Origin of the sequence: Pseudoselenomonas ruminis, assembly GCF_008271295.1 — a bacterium.
Taxonomy (GTDB): Bacteria; Bacillota; Negativicutes; order Selenomonadales; family Selenomonadaceae; genus Selenomonas_A; species Selenomonas_A ruminis.
Genome location: NZ_VTOY01000038.1, coordinates 1 through 1,085 on the forward strand (window position 1 = coordinate 1; position 1,085 = coordinate 1,085).

Below are 1,085 nucleotides of genomic sequence, written 5' to 3' on the forward strand. Positions count from 1 at the left end.
GTGATCCATGAATCTCCGAATGGGGCAACCCGGTACGAGTTATGTCGTATCATCTACGGAAGGCAGACCTGGTGAACTGAAACATCTAAGTAGCCAGAGGAAAAGTAATCAAACGAGATTCCCATAGTAGCGGCGAGCGAACAGGGAAGAGCCCAAACCGGACGACTTCGGTCGACCGGGGTTGAGGACTGGCATAAAGGGAAGTTATTCTAGCTGAAGCTTCTGGGAAGGAGCGGCACAGAAGGTGAAACCCCCGTAAGCGAAAGAAAAACCAACGGGCCAGTATCCAGAGTACCACGAGACACGTGAAACCTTGTGGGAAGCAGGGTGGACCACCATCCAAGGCAAAATACTACGAAGCGACCGATAGCGCATAGTACCGTGAGGGAAAGGTGAAAAGGACCCCGGGAGGGGAGTGAAATAGAACCTGAAACCGTATGTCTACAAGCAGTTGAAGCACTTTATATGTGCGACAGCGTGCCTATTGAAGAATGAACCGGCGAGTTAATTTTTGTTGCGAGGTTAAGTGGAAGACACGGAGCCGAAGCGAAAGCGAGTCTTAATAGGGCGAAAGTAACAAGGATTAGACCCGAAACCACAGTGATCTATGCATGGCCAGGTTGAAGCTCAGGTAAAAATGAGTGGAGGACCGAACCCGTGAGTGTTGAAAAACTTTGGGATGAGCTGTGCATAGGGGTGAAATGCCAATCGAACGTGGAGATAGCTGGTTCTCCCCGAAATAGCTTTAGGGCTAGCCTCAGGCGACACATGAAGACGGTAGAGCACTGATCGGACGCGGGTCTGTAATGGATACCAACTCCAGTCAAACTTCGAATGGCTTCATGAGAAGAACCTGGGAGTCAGAATGCGAGTGATAAGACCCGTATTCAAGAGGGAAACAGCCCAGAACGCCGACTAAGGTCCCAAATGCTGTACTAAGTGGAAAAGGATGTAGGACTTCCTAAACAACCAGGATGTTGGCTCAGAAGCAGCCACCATTTAAAGAGTGCGTAATAGCTCACTGGTCGAGAGGCCCTGCGCCGAAAATATCCGGGGCTCAAGTACAGAACCGAAGTCGCGTCATG

At 50.3% G+C, this 1,085-nt stretch carries 1 rRNA gene; it reads left to right on the forward strand.

The window, feature by feature from the left end:
• Positions 1–1,085: ribosomal RNA gene (locus tag FZ040_RS13825) — 23S ribosomal RNA — on the forward strand; the annotation flags it as partial.